Here is a 16347-nt window from a genome sequence, read left to right as displayed (position 1 = left end):
CCTACTTGGCGGGCACGTGCCGCTCGTCGACCCCGTTGTAGACCGACAGCGGACGGATCAGCGCGTTCGAGGCGAGCTGCTCCCGCACGTGCGCCGTCCAGCCGACGACGCGGCTCGCGACGAACAGCGGCGTGAAGGTCGCGGTGTCGAAGCCCATCAGGTGGTACGTCGGGCCGGCCGGGTAGTCGAGGTTCGGCTTGATGCCCTTGCGCTCCCCCATCGCCTGCTCGAGCGCGACGTAGACCTGGAGCAGTTCCGGGCGCTCGTAGTGCTCGACCATCCGCTCCATCGCGTCGCGCATGGTCGGCACGCGCGAGTCGCCGTTCTTGTAGACGCGGTGCCCGAAGCCCATGATCTTGCGCTTCTCGGCGAGTGCCGAGTCGAGCCAGGCGACCGCGCGCTCGGCGCCGCCCTCACCCGGACCGATCTCGGCGAAGGCGTGCATGACCGCCTCGTTCGCGCCGCCGTGCAGCGGGCCCTTGAGCGCGCCGACGGCGCCGGTGACCGCCGAGTACAGGTCGCTCAGCGTGGAGGCGATCACCCGGGCCGTGAACGTCGACGCGTTGAAGGAGTGCTCGGCGTAGAGGATCATCGACACGTCGAAGGCGTTCACCACGGCGAGCTCGGGCGCCTCGCCGAAGGTCTGCCAGAGGAAGTTCGCCGAGAAGCCGAGGTCGTCCCGAGGCTCCACGAAGTCGAGCCCGTGCCGGCGGCGCTGGTCGTAGGCGACGATCGAGGGCAGTTTCGCGAAGAGCCGCATCGCCTTGTCGAGGTTCGCCTCCGGGGTGTCGACGGGCGTCTCGGGGTCGCTCGCGCCGATCACGCTGACCGCGGTGCGCACGACGTCCATCGGGTGCGCCTCGAGCGGGAGTTCGTCGATGATCCGCTTCGTCTGGTGGTCGAGCCCGCGGTGGCGCCGCTCGAACTCCTCGAAGTCGGCGAGCTCGGCGTCGCTCGGCAGCTCGCCGTGCCAGAGCAGGTACGCCACCTCCTCGAAGGTGCACTGCGCGGCGAGCTCCTGCACCGGGTAGCCCCGGTAGAGCAGGGAGTTCGTCTCGGGGTTCACCTTCGAGATGGCGGTGTAGTCGACCGGCACCCCGGCCAGTCCCTTGAAGATCTCCTGCTCGGTCATTCGTGCTGCCCTTCGTTGGGATCGATCGCCGTCGTGCGGCGCGGTCGACGGCCGGGCGGGTCGCCCGGCCGGTGGTTCAGCCGGCGCGACCGCCGGGGGTGTCGCCGACGGTGAAATCGAAGACGCCGGAGTCGAAGCGGGTGTAGCCCTCGTAGTCGATGAGCTCGTAGAGCTCCGAGCGGTGCTGCATCTCGCCGAGCTTGCCGGTGAGCGCCCCGGCCGCCTCGAGCTCGTCGAGCCCGCGCATCGCGGCCCCCATCGCGAGGCGCAGCAGCGAGACGGGCCAGATCACGAGGTTCATGCCCACGTCGCGCAGCTGCGCGACGGTGAAGAGCTCGCTCTTGCCGAACTCGGTCATGTTCGCGAGCAACGGCACGTCGACCGCGTTCCGCACCGCCTCGAATTCCGCGAGCGAGCGCATCGCCTCGGGGAAGATCGCGTCGGCGCCGGCGTCGACGAGCGCCTTCGCGCGGTCGACCGCGGCCTGCGGCCCCTCGACGGCGGCGATGTCGGTGCGCGCCATGATCAGGAAGTTCGGGTCACGACGGGCGTCGACGGCGGCACGGATGCGCTGCAGCGCCGTGTGCTCGTCGACGACCTGCTTGCCGTCGAGGTGCCCGCAGCGCTTGGGGTTCACCTGGTCCTCGATGTGGAGCCCGGCGAGGCCGGCGTCCTCCATCTCCTGCACGGTGCGGGCGACGTTCATCGGCTCGCCGAAGCCGGTGTCGGCGTCGACGACGGCGGGCAGTTCCGTCATCCGGGCGATCTGCTTCGCGCGGCCCGCGACCTCGCTGAGCGTCGTGAGGCCGATGTCGGGCAGACCGAGGTCGGCCGAGAGCACGGCGCCCGAGATGTAGACGCCCTCGAAGCCGCGCTGCTCGATGAGCCGGGCCGTCAGCGGGTTGAACGCACCTGGGAAGCGCAGCAGCTCGCCCGTGCCGAGCCGGGCGCGGAACGCGGCGCGCTTCTCGTGGGCGGGAGTGGTGGCGTAGAGCATCGGCCGGCCTCCGTCAGAACAGTCCGGTGGGGATCGCGAGGCCGGCGAGGAGGCCGGGACCCGCGGTGATGGTGAGGCCGCCGAGCTCGTCGGGCGAGAGCTCGGGCAGGCGCTGGGCGAGGTCGAGGAAGCGCTCGATCTCGCCGGGCTCGAGCACGCCGTCGGCGAGCAGGCGGAACTTCTGCACGTACTGCTCGCGCGCGAACGGCCGGGCACCGAGCGGGTGCGCGTCGGCGACGGCGATCTCGTCGACGATCTCGCCGCCGTCGGCGAGCGTGATGACCACGCGGCCGCCGAAGGCCTTCTCGGCGATGTCGAGCGAGTGGTAGCGGCGGGTCCACTCGGCATCCTCGACCGTCGAGATCTTGCGCCACAGCGCGACGGTCTCGGGGCGGTGGGCGCGCTCCGGGGAGTAGGAGTGCTCGTGGTGCCAGGCGCCGTCCTGCAACGCGACCGCGAAGATGTACGGGATCGAGTGGTCGAGCGTCTCGCGCGAGGCGTCCGGGTCGTACTTCTGCGGGTCGTTCGCGCCCGAGCCGATGACGTAGTGCGTGTGGTGCGAGGTGTGCAGCACGATCGACTCGATGCGATCCGGGTCGTCGAGGATCAGCGGGTACGCGTCGTGCAGGCGGCGGGCGAGGTCGATCCACGCCTGGGCCTGGTACTCGGCCGAGTGCTCCTTCGTGTAGGAGTCGAGGATGGCCCGCTTCGCCTCGCCGCGCTCGGGCAGGGGCACCTCGTAGGAGCCGTCGGGGCCGTCGAGGAGCCAAGCAATGACGCCGTCCTCGCCCTCGTAGATCGGCACGGGGCTGGTCTCGCCGCGCATGGCCCGGTCGACGGCCTCGGTCGCCATCTTGCCGGCGAAGGCGGGCGCGTGCGCCTTCCAGCTGGAGATCTCGCCCTTGCGCGACTGGCGGGTCGCCGTGGTGGTGTGCAGCGCCTGGCCGATGGCCTGGAAGATCGTCTCGCGGTCGAGGCCGAGCAGCGTGCCGATGCCGGCGGCGGCGCTCGGGCCGAGGTGCGCGACGTGGTCGATCTTGTGCTGGTGCAGGCTGATCGCCTTGGCCAGGTCGATCTGGATCTCGTAGCCGGTCGCGATGCCGCGCACGACGTCGCGACCGGTCAGCCCGCGGGCGGCGGCGAGGTGCTGCGCGACGGCGACGATCGGGGGGATGTTGTCGCCCGGGTGCGAGTACTCCGCGGCGAGGAAGGTGTCGTGGTAGTCGAGCTCGCGCACGGCGACCCCGTTGGCCCAGGCCGCCCACTCGGGGCTGGTGCGGCGGGCCGGGTCGGCACCGAACACGGTCGCGCCCTCGCCGCCGATCGAGACGGGGTGGGCGAAGGCCTGGCTGCGCGCCGACACGACGGGTCGACGGGTGAGGGATGCCGCGGCGACCGCCGCGTTGTCGATGACGCGATTCACCACCATGTCGACGACGTCGGCGTCGAGCTCGACCGGGTCGGCGGCGAGCTCGGCGAGCTGCCAGGCGAGCTGGCCCTCGCGGGGCAGGTGCTCGTCGCTGCGGTGCGTGCGCAGGTGGTGCGTCTGCATCGGGGATCCCTTCGGTGTTCGGTCGGTGTCAGGCTACGCTCCGCCCGCCGATGGCGGCGAGGGCGTGACGAAGACTCAGGTGCAGGTGGACGTGGGTGGCGTGCGCGGCGAGCGAGGCGTCGCCGTCGATGATCGCGTCGACGATGAGCAAGTGTTCCTCGGCCGCACGGCGGAGTCGCGCGGGGTGATGCCTGGCGAGCCGGCGCACCCGTGCGGAGTGCAGCCTCGCGCCGCGCAGCGCGGCCGTCAGTAACGGATTGCCGGCGGCGCGGTCGACCGCTTCGTCGAGCTCGGCGATCGCGCCGTAGTACTCGGCGAGGCCGTCGGCGCCGCCGTCGAGCCGTTCGGTCGCGGCGACGATGCGGCGCCGCACGGCGAGGAACGGCGCCGGGTCGCGGCGCTCCGCGGCGAGGCGGGCCGCACGCTCCTCGAGCGCCTCCCGAAGCTCGTACAGCGCGGCGATGCTCCCGGGGCTGAGCTCGGCGACGACGAGCACGCGGGCCGAGGCGGCGGTGGCGAGGCCGTCGGCCTCGAGGCGGGCGAACGCCTCGCGCACCGGGGTGCGGGAGACGCCGAGACGGGAAGCCTGCTCGACCTCACCGAGCGGAGCGCCGGGGGCGAGCTCGCCGTCGAGGATCTCCTCGCGCAGCCGCTGGTACGCGCGTTCGCTGGCCCGCATCCGCACCTCCCGCTCGATGTATACATTGTGACGCTACCATACGGAATCGGCCGCGAGATTCCGCACGAATGTATACATGCATCCGGGTGTCACCCATGCTGGGCGTGGGACGATGGAAGGGATGAGCAGCGACACCCTCGGGGCCCGGCGCGTCGCCGATCTCCGCCTCGACTTCCCCGTCTTCCGCGACGCCGGCGAGCACGCCCCCGCGTACCTCGACTCCGCCGCGACCTCCCAACGGCCCGCCCGGGTGCTCGACGCCGAACGCGAGTACCTCGAGCACCACCTCGCCCCGGTGCACCGCGGCGCGAGCGCCGCCGTCGGCCGCTCCACCACGCTCTTCGAGGACGCCAGGGCCACCGTCGCCCGCTTCGTCGGGGCCGGCGAGCGGGAGCTCGTCTGGGCCGAGAACGCCACCGACGCGCTGAACATCGTCGCACTCGGAATGGCGGATGCCTCGGCCGGGCTCGGGGGCGCCGAGGCATCCCGGTTCGCCCTCCACCCCGGTGACGAGCTCGTGGTGACCGAGGCCGAGCACCACGCGAACCTCATCCCCTGGCAGCGGCTCGCCGCCCGGACGGGCGCCGTGCTGCGCCCGGTCCGCGTCGACGAGCGCGGCCTCTGGGGCCCGGCGGAGCTCGCCGCCGTGCTCTCGCCGCGCACCCGCGTCGTCGCCTTCGCCGAGGTGTCGAACGTCACGGGCTTCCTCGCCCCGGTCGCCGAGCTCGTCGCCCTCGTGCGCGAGCGCTCCCCCGAGGCGCTCGTCGTGCTCGACGCCTGCCAGTCGGTGCCGCACCGGCCCACGGACCTCGCCGCCTCCGGCGTCGACTTCGCCGCGTTCTCCGGGCACAAGATGCTCGGGCCGAACGGCATCGGCGGCCTGTACGGCCGCGCCGAACTGCTCGACGCGCTGCCGCCGGCGCGCACCGGCGGCTCCACGATCACCCGGGTGACGCTCGAGCACGCCGAGTTCCTGCCCGCGCCGCACCGCTTCGAGGCCGGCACGCAGCCCGTGTCCCAGGTCGTCGCCCTCGCCGAGGCCGCCCGCTACCTCGACGAGCTCGGCATGGCCGAGGTCGCCCGGCACGAGTCCGCGCTCGCGGCACGCATGGTCGAGGCCGTCGCCGCGCTGCCCGGCGTGCGGCTGATCGGACCGCCGCCCGGCGAGGAGCGCGCGGGGCTCGTCTCCGTCGTCGTCGACGACGTGCACGCGCACGACGTCGGCCAGTACCTCGACGAGGCGGGCGTCGTCGTGCGCGTCGGGCACCACTGCGCGCAGCCGCTGCACCGGGCGCTCGGCGTCACCGCCACGACCCGCGCGAGCGCGCACGTGTATACGACCGAGGACGAGGTCGACCGCTTCATCGACGCCCTCGGCGGCGTGCGCCGTTTCTTCGGCGTCGCGGGCGCCGGCGAGCAGACGGGGGTCGTGGCGTGAGCGGGCTCGAAGGGCTGTACCAGCAGATCATCCTCGATCATTCCAAGGCGAGGCACGGCGACGGGCCGCTCGAGCACGCGGCCGCGGAGCACCACGAGTACAACCCCACCTGCGGCGACGAGCTGACGATGCGCATCCGCCTGGACGAGTCGGGCGAGCGCATCGAGGAGCTCGCCTGGCAGGGCGACGGCTGCAGCATCTCGATGGCCTCCGCCTCGGCGCTCGTCGACCTCATGGCGGGCCGCACGGTCACCGAGGCGAGCGAGCGCATCGACGCCTTCCGGGCGATGCTGCGGTCGCAGGGCGCGGGCGAGCCCGACGAGGAGCTGCTCGAGGACGCCATCGCCTTCCACGGCGTCTCGAAGTACGTCATGCGGGTGAAGTGCGCGATGCTCTCCTGGGTCGCGCTCGAGGCCTGCCTCGCCGAGGCGCGCGCCCCCCGCGCCTGAGCCGGCCCTGCTCGGCCCCGCCCCCTCGGCCCCGGCCCCGCTCGGCCCCGACCGTGCGAGTCGCACACCGAAACGCGCGGCGCGCCGCTACGGCCGGGCGCGCCGTGGCGATCGTAGTGCAACTCGCGCGGCCGAGCGACTCGCGCCCGTCGGAGCGAGCTACGCGAACACGCCGCCGCCGGGCACCGGGGTCTCCAGCACGCGGCCCGGCAGGTCGAGCGGCACGTCGCGGATCTCCGGCGGGTTCCAGCGCGGGGCGCGGTCCTTGTCGATGACCCGGGCGCGGATGCCCTCGTGCAGGTCGGGCTGGTCGAGGAACCAGCTGACCGCGCGGAACTCCTGCTCCAGCACGTCCTCGAGCCTGGGCAGGGTGCGCGCCCGACGGACGGAGGCGAGCGTCACGGCGAGCGCCGTCGGCGACAGGGTCTCGAGCTCGTCGGCGGCGGCCGCGGCATCCTCGTGCCCGTGCTCGCGCAGGCGCCGCACGATCTCGGCGACCGACGCCGCCGAGTAGCACGCGTCCACCCAGTCGCGCGCGAGCGCGAGCTTCGAGGGGCCGGGCGTCTCGTCGAAGAGCATCACGATCTCGGCCGGGCTGCCCGGGTCGGCACGCTCGGCGAGCGCCTGCACGAGGTGCGGCAGCCGTTCGGAGGGCACGTAGGCGTCGGCGAAGCCGGCGTAGAGGGCGTCCGAGGCATCCATCGTCCTGGCGTTCAGGCCGAGGTGCACGCCGAGCTCGCCGGGCGCCTTCGCGAGGAGCCAGCTGCCGCCGACGTCGGGGGTGAAGCCGATGCGGGTCTCGGGCATCGCCACGCGCGAGCGCTCGGTGACGACGCGGATCGCGGCGTGCCCGGCGAGTCCGATACCGCCGCCCATCGTGATGCCGTCCATGAGGGCGACGACCGGCTTCGGGTAGTGGGCGATCGCGGCATCCAGCCGGTACTCCGTGCGGAAGAAGGCGCGCGCGTCCTCATGCCCGTCGCTCGTCGCGTAGCCGTAGAGCTCGCGGATGTCGCCGCCGGCGCAGAAGCCGCGCTCTCCCGCGCCGTCGAGCACGACGAGCCCGACCTCGGTGTCGCGCCGCCACGCCTCGAGCACACCGGAGAGCTCGCGCACCATCTCGTAGGAGAGGGCGTTGATGGCCTCGGGGCGGTCGAGCGTCACGTGGCCGACGCCGTCGGCGACCGTGGCGGAGATGTGGGGGCTCACACCGCCACGCTAGCGGAGTAGCATCCTCGCATGGTCCCCGCCTCGAACCTCTGGGCCTTCGTGGCCGCGTCGGTCGTGCTCATCGTCGTGCCCGGTCCGAGCGTGCTGTTCGTGATCGGCCGCTCGCTGGCGCTCGGCCGGGTCGGCGGGCTGCTGAGCGTGGTCGGCAACGCCCTCGGCATGATCCCGCTCGTCGCGGCCGTCGCGCTCGGCGTCGGCGTCGTCGTGGCGCAGTCGGTGGTGCTGTTCACGATCGTGAAGATCGTCGGGGCGCTCTACCTCGCCTACCTGGGCGTGCAGGCCATCCGGCACCGGAGGGATGCCTCGGCCGCGATCACCGGCCGGGTCGCGCGGCGGTCGCCGTGGCGGCTGCTCGGCGAGGGCGTGCTGGTGGGGGTGACGAACCCCAAGACGATCGCGTTCTTCGTGGCCGTGCTGCCGCAGTTCGTCGACTTCGGGGCGGGGGCGATCCCGCTGCAGCTCGCCACGCTCGGGGTCGTGTTCGTGGTGCTCGCGCTCGCCTGCGACTCGGTGTGGGCGCTCGCGGCGGGCTCCGCGCGCGACTGGTTCGCCCGCTCGCCGAAGCGCGCCGAGCACCTCGCCGCCACGGGCGGCGTGATGATGATCGGCCTCGGCGGCGTGCTCGCCCTCAGCGGCACGAAGCACTAGCCCGGCCGGCCGGACCGGCTCAGTCGGCGTCGGCGGGGTTGACGTCGGTGCCGATCAGGATGCCTCGGGCCAGCCCGTGGAAGAAGCAGTTGAAGCCGAGCACGGCGGGCGTCGCGACGGCCGGGTCGAGGTCGAGGTGCGCCACGTCGAGCGCGTGCACGGCGAAGTAGTAGCGGTGCACGCCGCTGCCGGCGGGCGGGCCGGATCCCCGGTACCGCGGTTCGCGGTTCTCGTTCTGCAGCACGAGCGCCCCCTCGGGCAGCGCGCCCGTGGCGAGCGCGTCGGGCGCCCCGGCCCCCGCGGCGAGGCTCGTGACCGAGGCGGGGATGTTCGCGACCGCCCAGTGCCACCAGCCGGAGCCCGTCGGGGCGTCGGCGTCGAAGCACGTCACGGCGAAGCTCTTCGTCTCGGCCGGGAAGCCCGACCAGCTGAGCTGCGGCGAGACGTCTCCCCCGCCGCGGCCGGCCCCGCGCTGCGCCTCGGCGAGCGGCCGGCCCGGCTCGAGGTCGTCGCTCGTCAGGGCGAAGGAGCCCATCGGCCGCAGACGCTGCAGCTGCTCGTAGGGGTCGAAATCGAACATCTCTGTCCTTCCGTCGTTCGCCGGGCCATCCGTCGATCCACGCGGCGGCCCGGGCATCCGGTCCTCCGCCCAGCCTACGTCGCGGCTCCACGTAGGATTTCGGGGTGGCCGTCGCCAAGATCCTGCTGTACTACGTGTTCACCCCCATCGCCGATCCCGAGGCGATCCGCCTCTGGCAGCGCGACCTCGCCGAGTCGCTCGGGCTGCGCGGCCGACTGCTGATCTCGGCCGACGGACTGAACGGCACGCTCGGCGGTGAGCTCGGCGCGCTGAAGCGCTACGTGCGCAAGACGCGCGAGTACGCGCCGTTCCGCGAGATCGACTTCAAGTGGAGCGAGGGCACGGGCCTCGACGAGGCGGGCGGCAGCCTCGACTTCCCGAAGCTCAGCGTGCGGGTGCGCGACGAGATCGTCTCGTTCGGCGCGCCCGGCGAGCTCGTCGTCGACGAGTCCGGCGTGGTCGGCGGCGGCACCAGGCTCGACCCCGAGGCGCTGCACGAGCTCGTGGCCGAACGTGGCGACGACGTCGTCTTCTTCGACGGCCGCAACGCGCTCGAGGCGGAGATCGGCCGCTTCCGCGGGGCGGTCGTGCCGGACACGGAGACGACGCGCGACTTCGTGGAGCTGCTCGACCGCGGCGACTTCGACCATCTGAAGGGCCGCCCGGTCGTCACCTATTGCACGGGCGGCATCCGCTGCGAGGTGCTGTCGGGGCTGATGGCGAGCCGCGGCTTCGGCGAGGTGTATCAGCTCGAGGGCGGCATCGTGCGCTACGGCGAGCGCTTCGGCGACGACGGGCTGTGGCAGGGCTCGCTCTACGTCTTCGACGGGCGCGGCTCCGTGGACTTCAGCGATCACGCCGAGGTGATCGGTCGCTGCGCGGGCTGCGGCACCGCGACGAACCGCACGGCGAACTGCCCGGATGCCTCGTGCCGGCAGCAGTCCGTGGTCTGCGAGGGGTGCACGGCGGTCCCCTGCGGGGCGCACGCCGGGGTTTGAAATTCGCTGTCGATTGAGGTTAGCCTCACCTTAGTCGACGCGACGAGGGGTCGGCATTCCTTGCACACTCCTACGAACGGGGATTTCCGCATGCCCAGACGCCAGTCGATCATCGCCGCCGGGGCGCTCGCCGCCGCGAGCCTCCTCCTCGCCGGCTGCGCGAGCGGTACGGCCGAGGCCGAACCGAGCACCCCGGCCGCCACCTCGGTCACGATCGAGGACAATCACGGCGAGGTCGAGGTCCCCGTGAACCCGAAGCGCGTCGTCGCCCTCGACAACCACGTCTTCGAGACCCTGTCCGCCTGGGACATCCCGCTCGCTGCGGCGCCCAAGGGCGTCATGGGCACCGACATCTGGCCCGAGTACACCGATGACGAGGCGGTGCTCGACGTGGGCGCCCACTTCGAGCCGAACCTCGAGTCGATCGTCGCCGCGCAGCCCGACCTCGTCATCGGCGGCTACCGCTTCGCCGAGTCGTACGACCAGATCGTGAGCCAGAACCCCGACGCGGCCGTCATCGAGATCGCGCCGCGCGAGGGCGAGGACCCCGCCGCCGAGCTCGTGCGCCAGGTCGAGATCCTCGGCCAGATCTTCGACCGCGAAGAGGAGGCGGCGAAGATCGTCGCCGACTTCGAGCAGTCCGTCGCCGACGCCGAGCAGGCCTACGACGGCAGCTCGACCGTCGTCAGCCTGATGACCTCCGGCGGCGAGATCTCCTACATCGCGCCGGTCACCGGCCGCGGTCTCGGCATGCTCTACCCCGCGCTCGGGCTGAAGCCCGGCATCGAACAGGCCGCCGACGACGTCTCGCACGGCGACGACATCAGCGTCGAGGCGATCGCCGCCGCGAACCCCGACTGGATCGTCGTGATCGACCGCGAAGGCGCCATGACCGACGCCGAGGGCTACGTCCCCGCCAAGCAGCTCATCGAGGGCTCGGAGGCGCTCGCGAACGTCACCGCCGTGAAGCACGGGCAGGTCGTCTACGTCGACCCGGCGTTCTACCTCCGCGAGGACATCCAGACCTACACCGGGGTCTACGAGCAGCTCGCGAAGGCGTTCGGGGCGGCATCCTGAGCCTCGACACGTCCCACGCCCGGGCGGCAGACCCCGCCGCCCGGCCGGAGGCGCGCGCCGGTCGCGGCGCCCGCCTCCGCGTGCTCGCCCTGCCCGCGGCGATCGCCCTCGCGATCGCCCTGCTCGCCGCCTCCCTCTTCGTCGGCGTCTACGACGTGGTCGGGGCCGAGGGCGGGAGCGAGATGCTCTGGATCACCCGCGTCCCCCGCACGATCGCGCTCGTGCTCGCCGGCTGCGCGATGGCCGTCAGCGGCCTCGTCATGCAGATGCTCACCCAGAACCGCTTCGTCGACGCCACCACCTCCGGCACCACCGAGTGGGCCGCCCTCGGCCTGCTCGTCACCCTTCTCCTCGTGCCGACCGCCCCGCTGCCCGTGCAGATGCTCGTCGCCTCGCTCGCGGCCTTCGCCGGCACCCTCGTCTTCCTCGCGGTGCTCCGCCGCATCGCACTCCGCTCGACCCTCGTGGTGCCGCTCATCGGCATCATGCTCGGCGCCGTCGTGAGCGCCGTCACCACCTACCTCGCCGCGACGAACAACGCGCTGCAGCTGCTCGGCACCTGGTTCATGGGCAGCTTCACGAGCGTCGTCCGCGGCCGCTACGAGGTGCTCTGGGCGGTCGCGATCGTCACCATCCTCGTCTTCGTCGTCGCCGACCGGCTCACGGTCGCCGGACTCGGTCGCGACGTCGCGACCACCGTCGGCGTCCGCTACGAGGCCGTCGTGCTGCTCGGTACCAGCCTCGTCGCCGTCGCCACCGGCGTAACCGTCGTCGTCGTCGGCTTCCTGCCGTTCCTCGGGCTCGTGGTGCCGAACATCGTGTCACTCGTCCGCGGCGACGACCTGCGCTCGAACCTGCCCTGGGTGTGCGTCGGCGGCGTCGTGCTCGTCACCGCCTGCGACCTCGTCGGGCGCACCGTGCGGATGCCGTTCGAGGTGCCCGTGTCGATGGTGCTCGGGATCGTCGGCAGCGCGGTGTTCATCGCCCTGCTCCTCCGGCAGCGGGCGGTGCGCTCTTGAGCGCCGTCGAGGCATCCGCCCGGCCCGCCGCTCCCTCGGCGGCGCGCCGCCCGCGCGAACGGCGCGTCCCGCTCGCCGCGATCGTCGCCGGTGCCGCCGCCGCCCTCTTCGCCGTCGGCCTGCTCGTCTGGGGCAACCCGGTGCCCGCCGATCAGCCCGGCTTCTGGGTGATCGTGCAGAGCCGCTCGGTCGCCGTCGCGACGATCGCACTCGTCGCCGCCGCGCAGGCCCTCGCGACGGTGCTGTTCCACACGGCGACCGGGAACCGCATCCTGACGCCGTCGATCCTCGGCTTCGACGCGCTCTACACGCTGCTGCAGACCGCGCTCGTCTTCGTGTTCGGGATGGCGGCGACGCAGGTCGAGGGCGTCGGCAAGATCGTCGCGCAGAGCGCGCTCATGGTGCTCTTCGCGACGCTGCTGTACGGCTGGCTGTTCTCGGGCAGGCGCGCGAACCTGCACGTGCTGCTGCTCGTCGGCGTCGTGCTCGGGGTCGGCTTCGGCTCGGTGTCGACGTTCATGCAGCGGATGCTCACGCCGAGCGAGTTCGACGTGCTCTCCGCCCGGCTCTACGGCAGCATCGGCCGCGGCAACCCCGAGGTGCTGCCGTGGGCGGCCCTCGTCGTCGCGGCGATCGCGGTGTGGGCCTGGCGGCGGCGCGCGGCGCTCGACGTCATCGCGCTCGGGCGGGATGCCGCGACCAGCCTCGGCCTGCGCTACCGCCGCGAGATCGTGGTGCTGCTCGTCGTCGTCGCCGTGCTCGTCTCCGTGTCGACGACCATGGTCGGGCCGATGACGTTCTTCGGTTTCCTGGTCGCGATCATGAGCTACCAGTTCGTCTCCTCCGACCGGCACGGCCACGTCCTGCCGGTCGCCGTGCTGCTCGGGCTCGCGACCCTGCTCGGCGCCTACTTCGTGATGCAGCACGTCTTCGCCGCCGCCGGGCTCGTCAGCATCGTCATCGAGTTCGTCGGCGGGCTCGCGTTCCTCGTCGTCATCCTCAGGAAGGGGCTGCGTTGATCACCATCGAAGCGGTCGACAAGCACTACCGGGCGACCCGCGCGCTCGGGCCCGTCGACCTCGAGATCGCCGAGGGCGGGATCACCGCGCTCGTCGGCCCGAACGGCGCCGGGAAGTCGACGCTGCTCACGATCGTCGGGCGTCTGCTCGACCCCGACAGCGGACGGGTGCGGGTCGGCGGCCTCGACGTCGTGACGGCGAAGCCCCGCGAGCTCGCCAAGGTCGTCTCGATCCTGAAGCAGGAGAACCACTTCGTCGCCCGGCTCACGGTGCGCCAGCTCGTGTCGTTCGGACGCTTCCCGCACTCGCAGGGCCGGCTGACCGCCGCCGACCGGGAAGCCGTCGACCGGGCGCTCGCCTTCCTCGACCTCGAGGGCTTCGAGGAGCGCTTCCTCGACGAGCTCTCCGGCGGGCAGCGCCAGCGCGCCTTCGTGGCGATGGTGCTCGCGCAGGACACCGAGGTGGTGCTGCTCGACGAGCCGCTCGCGGCGCTCGACATGCGGCACGCAGCCGCGATGATGCAGCGGCTGCGCGACGCCGCCGACGAGCTCGGCAAGACGATCGTGCTCGTCGTGCACGACGTGAACTTCGCCTCGGCCTACGCTGACCGGATCATCGCCCTCGCCGAGGGCCGGGTCGTCGCCTCGGGGACGCCGGAGGAGATCATGCGGCCCGAGGTGCTCTCCGCCGTGTTCGACACCCCCGTCGAGGTCGTGGAGCACGGTGGGCAGCGCCTCGCCGTCTACTACCGCCCCGCCTCCCACAACTCAGGAACATCTGGCAGTTATGCCGGGCGAGGAATTCGGGATGCCGCGGAATCACGCGGCGGCCGAGGCATCCGTTCCTGAGTTCTGAACCGCCATCCGCGCCACCCCGAAAGGACCCGCAATGCCCTTCACGCTCGACCGCGTGCCCCGTGACCTCGTGTTCCGCCCCGTCACGCTCACCGCGCGCGAGCGGCTCGCGCCGCACTACCTGCGCCTGCGCCTCGAGGGCGACGCGCTGCGCGGCTTCGACTCGCTCGGCAGCGACGACCACCTCCGCCTGTTCTTCCCCGGCGCGCAGCCGGCCGACGGCACCTCCGACGTCGCGGCCGCCGCCGACGTGGACGCACTGCGCGAGTGCCCGAGCCGGGAGTACACCCCGCTCGCCTGGGACGGCGACGCGGGCGTGCTCGAGATCGAGTTCGTCGTGCACGGCGAGCACGGCATCGCCGGCCGCTGGGCCGACCGTGCCCCGATCGGCTCCGTGATCGGCGTCGGCGGCCCGCGCGGCTCGATGGTGATCACCGGCGAACCCGACGGCTGGCTGCTCGCGGGCGACGAGACGGCGCTGCCCGCCATCCGTCGATTCCTCGCCCGACTCTCCCGCGAGGGCGACGCGACGCCGCGCGGGCTCGTGCTCGTCGAAGTGCCCGACGCCGCGCACCAGCCCGCCTTCGAGGCGCCCGCCGGCACCGAGCTGCGCTGGGTGCACCGCGACGGACGCGCGCCGGGTGCGGCGCTCATCGCCGCCCTCGACGCGCTCGGCGCCGACGAGCGGCCCGCCGGCGAGGTGTTCGCGTTCGTCGCCGCCGAGCACGCGATCGTGAAGCCCGGGCGCGCACTCGTGCTCGATCGCTGGGGCCTCTCGCCCGAGCAGGTGGTGGTGAAGGGCTACTGGCGCCGCGGCGAGGCCGAGTACCACGCGCCGCACTGAGCCCCCTCCCCTCTCACACAACTCAGGAACGCCCCGCGCGAGATCCGCGCCGGGCCGCGGGATCCGAGAATCCTCGCCCGGCATAACTGCCACATGTTCCTGAGTTGTGTGAGGAGGGTCAGGGGGCGGGAGCGTGCCGGCGGGCGTAGGCGCGGGCCGAGCGGCTCGAGAGCGCGAGCAGCACCAGGATGTCGACGGCGAGCGTCAGCAGCGTCGTGCGGATCGTGATCTCCGGGCCGCCGCCGAAGTAGTCGACGGCCGACACGAACGTGCTGAGGATCGCGACGATCATCACCGTGATGCGGGCCCAGTTGCTGCCGCGGAACACGAGCCACGCGAACACCAGCTCGGCGAGCAGTACGACCGCGCCGACGACGAGGATCGAGCCGAGCACGAACGCCGACACCTCCCCCTCCGTGACGCCGTCGGCCACGAGGTCGAGCTCGCGCACGACCGTCGGCCACTGCACGTACAGGCCGATCAGCCAGATCACGCCGAGCAGCACGCGGACCACGATGAGCAGCGCCCCGAGCGAGGTCGCGGCCGGGCGGCGGTGCACCCGTGCGAGCGCGGCCCGCTCGGCGTCACGCTCGGCGAGGCGGGTGAACGGTTCGAACGCGGCGCGTTTCGCCGCCCCGAGATGGTCGGCCCCGACGTGGTCGGCCCCGAGGCGGTCGGCCCCGACGTGGTCGGCCCCGAGGCGGTCGGCCGGCCCGCCCGGCTCGGCGTCCGCGAGGATCGACGCGGATGCCGCATCCGCCCCCGCCGGCGTCACCGACGGGACGGCCCCGGCCGAGGCATCCCTCGCCCGTCCGACCGCGGAGCCGAGGGCGAGCACCGGGAGATCGCCGTCAGTGGTGATCGTGTCACCGCCGCCGTTGCGGGAGTGGTAGCCGGTGGAGAAGTCGCGGATGACGTCGACCGCCGCCGGCACCCCGGACCCGACCACCGTGCGCACGATGTGATCGCGCTCGACATCCGTGTCGGCGTCGATCTTGTGCGTGATCTGCAGGGTGAACAGCGAGAAACCGACGGCCCGGTCGAAGGTGCCGGCCGCCAGCCAGTCGACGCGGCGCCCGCCCGGCAGCAGCCAGCCTTCCGGCGCCCGCCAGAAGCGCACGTGGTGCCGTTTCGCCGGGTTGCCCTCCACCTCCTGCTGGTAGGCGAAGTCCTGCATCCGCCCGAAGAGGAAGAGCGGACTCACCGGCGCCTCGTCGTAGCTGCGGCGGGTGATCGTCGAGAGGATGATGCGCCAGCTGGATGCCGCGTCGACGTCGTCGGCGCGGGTCCACCCCGCCCGGCGCATCGCCTCGTGGATGGCGCCCTCCTCGCCGAGCAGCGCGAGGTTCACGGGGTCGCCGAGCAGGCCGTCGCTCGTGCGCGCCCGGCCGATGAAGTAGTCGGGGACGTAGATCGTCGTGAGGATGCGGTGCAGCCGCGGCAGCACGAGGTAGGCGAGCAGCAGCCAGAACGCGACGAAGAACAGGATGCCGAACCAGCCGAACTCGAAGGACTGACTGAGCACGAGCCAGGCGAGCCAGATCGCCGCGACGCCCGCGTAGATGAAGACCGCGCCGTCGAGGAGCGCGTTGACGGAGAGCCGCCTGCCCCCGGTCGCCGTCGTCGCCCCCATGCCGTCATGCTAGCGATCGCGCGCCGGCGCCCGCGCGCCCGCGCGCCCGCGCGCCCGCCGAGAGGGTCGTATTCCGACAGGGATGCTGCGGAGGGCCGACGCGGATGTCGGAATCCGACCCCCTCGCGATGCCGCGGGCGCGAGCGGGGGCGGGCGGGGGCGGGCGGGGCGCGGCGGGCGGAGGGGGCGGGGCGGAGC

Annotated in this window: 16 protein-coding genes; 9 read left to right on the top strand and 7 right to left on the bottom strand. The window is 72.8% G+C overall.

From position 1 onward, the window contains the following. Nucleotide 1 precedes the first annotated feature (1 nt). The 4 genes from M3147_RS18170 to M3147_RS18155 form a co-directional block, all read right to left on the bottom strand. Nucleotides 2-1132, bottom strand: coding sequence for a bifunctional 2-methylcitrate synthase/citrate synthase (locus tag M3147_RS18170; protein WP_251204827.1), 1131 nt, complete (start codon nucleotides 1130-1132; stop codon nucleotides 2-4). A 76-nt stretch (nucleotides 1133-1208) separates the two neighbouring features. Then, nucleotides 1209-2129 carry a methylisocitrate lyase gene (prpB, locus tag M3147_RS18165; protein ID WP_251204826.1) on the bottom strand — a complete coding sequence of 307 codons (921 nt, stop codon included), beginning with the start codon at nucleotides 2127-2129 and terminating at the stop codon, nucleotides 1209-1211. Nucleotides 2130-2142: 13 nt separating this feature from the next. Next, the gene (locus tag M3147_RS18160; protein ID WP_251204825.1) at nucleotides 2143-3681 is read right to left on the bottom strand and encodes an MmgE/PrpD family protein; all 1539 of its coding nucleotides are present in this window, start codon (nucleotides 3679-3681) and stop codon (nucleotides 2143-2145) included. A gap of 28 nt (nucleotides 3682-3709) precedes the next feature. After that, on the bottom strand, nucleotides 3710-4360 hold the full coding sequence (locus M3147_RS18155; protein ID WP_251204824.1) for a GntR family transcriptional regulator: 651 nt from the start codon (nucleotides 4358-4360) through the stop codon (nucleotides 3710-3712). A 121-nt stretch (nucleotides 4361-4481) separates the two neighbouring features. On the opposite strand from M3147_RS18155, the gene M3147_RS18150 reads away from it, so the two are divergent. Both M3147_RS18150 and sufU read left to right on the top strand, forming a co-directional pair. Next, on the top strand, nucleotides 4482-5798 hold the full coding sequence (locus tag M3147_RS18150; protein ID WP_251204823.1) for an aminotransferase class V-fold PLP-dependent enzyme: 1317 nt from the start codon (nucleotides 4482-4484) through the stop codon (nucleotides 5796-5798). Continuing rightward, nucleotides 5795-6247, top strand: a complete 453-nt coding sequence (gene sufU, locus M3147_RS18145; protein ID WP_251204822.1) for a Fe-S cluster assembly sulfur transfer protein SufU — start codon at nucleotides 5795-5797, stop codon at nucleotides 6245-6247. Before M3147_RS18150 ends, sufU begins: the two co-directional genes overlap by 4 nt. A gap of 159 nt (nucleotides 6248-6406) precedes the next feature. On the opposite strand, the gene M3147_RS18140 is transcribed toward sufU, so the two are convergent. Then, entirely contained in the window at nucleotides 6407-7456 is a 1050-nt protein-coding gene (locus M3147_RS18140) for an enoyl-CoA hydratase/isomerase family protein (RefSeq protein ID WP_251204821.1), read from the bottom strand. Between the two features lie 30 nt (nucleotides 7457-7486). Here M3147_RS18140 and M3147_RS18135 point away from each other — a divergent pair, with 30 nt between their 5' ends. Beyond that, nucleotides 7487-8125, top strand: coding sequence for a LysE family translocator (locus M3147_RS18135; RefSeq protein WP_251204820.1), 639 nt, complete (start codon nucleotides 7487-7489; stop codon nucleotides 8123-8125). A gap of 19 nt (nucleotides 8126-8144) precedes the next feature. On the opposite strand, the gene M3147_RS18130 is transcribed toward M3147_RS18135, so the two are convergent. After that, nucleotides 8145-8705, bottom strand: a complete 561-nt coding sequence (locus tag M3147_RS18130) for a YbhB/YbcL family Raf kinase inhibitor-like protein (protein ID WP_251204819.1) — start codon at nucleotides 8703-8705, stop codon at nucleotides 8145-8147. 104 nt (nucleotides 8706-8809) lie between these two features. Between M3147_RS18130 and trhO the strand changes: the two genes are divergently transcribed. The 6 genes from trhO (at nucleotide 8810) to M3147_RS18100 (ending at nucleotide 14516) form a co-directional block, all read left to right on the top strand. Next, nucleotides 8810-9703, top strand: coding sequence for an oxygen-dependent tRNA uridine(34) hydroxylase TrhO (gene trhO, locus M3147_RS18125; RefSeq protein WP_251204818.1), 894 nt, complete (start codon nucleotides 8810-8812; stop codon nucleotides 9701-9703). Nucleotides 9704-9793: 90 nt separating this feature from the next. Further along, a complete protein-coding gene (locus tag M3147_RS18120; protein WP_251204817.1) occupies nucleotides 9794-10780 on the top strand; it encodes a siderophore ABC transporter substrate-binding protein in 987 nt (328 codons plus the stop codon). An 80-nt stretch (nucleotides 10781-10860) separates the two neighbouring features. Beyond that, the gene (locus tag M3147_RS18115; RefSeq protein ID WP_251204816.1) at nucleotides 10861-11799 is read left to right on the top strand and encodes an ABC transporter permease; all 939 of its coding nucleotides are present in this window, start codon (nucleotides 10861-10863) and stop codon (nucleotides 11797-11799) included. Further along, nucleotides 11796-12818, top strand: coding sequence for an iron chelate uptake ABC transporter family permease subunit (locus M3147_RS18110; RefSeq protein WP_251204815.1), 1023 nt, complete (start codon nucleotides 11796-11798; stop codon nucleotides 12816-12818). The genes M3147_RS18115 and M3147_RS18110 overlap by 4 nt, the downstream gene beginning before the upstream one ends. Then, entirely contained in the window at nucleotides 12815-13666 is an 852-nt protein-coding gene (locus tag M3147_RS18105; protein ID WP_251204814.1) for an iron ABC transporter ATP-binding protein, read from the top strand. The genes M3147_RS18110 and M3147_RS18105 overlap by 4 nt, the downstream gene beginning before the upstream one ends. Nucleotides 13667-13706: 40 nt before the next feature. Further along, a complete protein-coding gene (locus M3147_RS18100) occupies nucleotides 13707-14516 on the top strand; it encodes a siderophore-interacting protein (protein ID WP_251204813.1) in 810 nt (269 codons plus the stop codon). 118 nt (nucleotides 14517-14634) lie between these two features. Here M3147_RS18100 and M3147_RS18095 read toward each other — a convergent pair whose 3' ends face one another. Next, on the bottom strand, nucleotides 14635-16149 hold the full coding sequence (locus M3147_RS18095; RefSeq protein ID WP_251204812.1) for an LssY C-terminal domain-containing protein: 1515 nt from the start codon (nucleotides 16147-16149) through the stop codon (nucleotides 14635-14637). Nucleotides 16150-16347: the final 198 nt, after the last annotated feature.

This window comes from Agromyces mediolanus, from assembly GCF_023715325.1.
Lineage (GTDB): Bacteria > Actinomycetota > Actinomycetes > Actinomycetales > Microbacteriaceae > Agromyces > Agromyces mediolanus_A.
This window is presented reverse-complemented; position numbering and strand designations above follow the sequence as displayed.

Excerpts from the sequence above, each read along its gene's own strand:
- M3147_RS18130 (WP_251204819.1), bottom strand. The coding sequence starts at position 8,705 with ATGTTCGATTTCGACCCCTACGAGCAGCTGCAGCGTCTGCGGCCGATG.
- M3147_RS18135 (WP_251204820.1), top strand. The coding sequence starts at position 7,487 with ATGGTCCCCGCCTCGAACCTCTGGGCCTTCGTGGCCGCGTCGGTCGTG.
- M3147_RS18150 (WP_251204823.1), top strand. The coding sequence starts at position 4,482 with ATGAGCAGCGACACCCTCGGGGCCCGGCGCGTCGCCGATCTCCGCCTC.
- M3147_RS18155 (WP_251204824.1), bottom strand. The coding sequence starts at position 4,360 with ATGCGGGCCAGCGAACGCGCGTACCAGCGGCTGCGCGAGGAGATCCTC.
- M3147_RS18120 (WP_251204817.1), top strand. The coding sequence starts at position 9,794 with ATGCCCAGACGCCAGTCGATCATCGCCGCCGGGGCGCTCGCCGCCGCG.
- M3147_RS18100 (WP_251204813.1), top strand. The coding sequence starts at position 13,707 with ATGCCCTTCACGCTCGACCGCGTGCCCCGTGACCTCGTGTTCCGCCCC.
- M3147_RS18095 (WP_251204812.1), bottom strand. The coding sequence starts at position 16,149 with ATGGGGGCGACGACGGCGACCGGGGGCAGGCGGCTCTCCGTCAACGCG.
- prpB (WP_251204826.1), bottom strand. The coding sequence starts at position 2,129 with ATGCTCTACGCCACCACTCCCGCCCACGAGAAGCGCGCCGCGTTCCGC.
- M3147_RS18170 (WP_251204827.1), bottom strand. The coding sequence starts at position 1,132 with ATGACCGAGCAGGAGATCTTCAAGGGACTGGCCGGGGTGCCGGTCGAC.
- M3147_RS18160 (WP_251204825.1), bottom strand. The coding sequence starts at position 3,681 with ATGCAGACGCACCACCTGCGCACGCACCGCAGCGACGAGCACCTGCCC.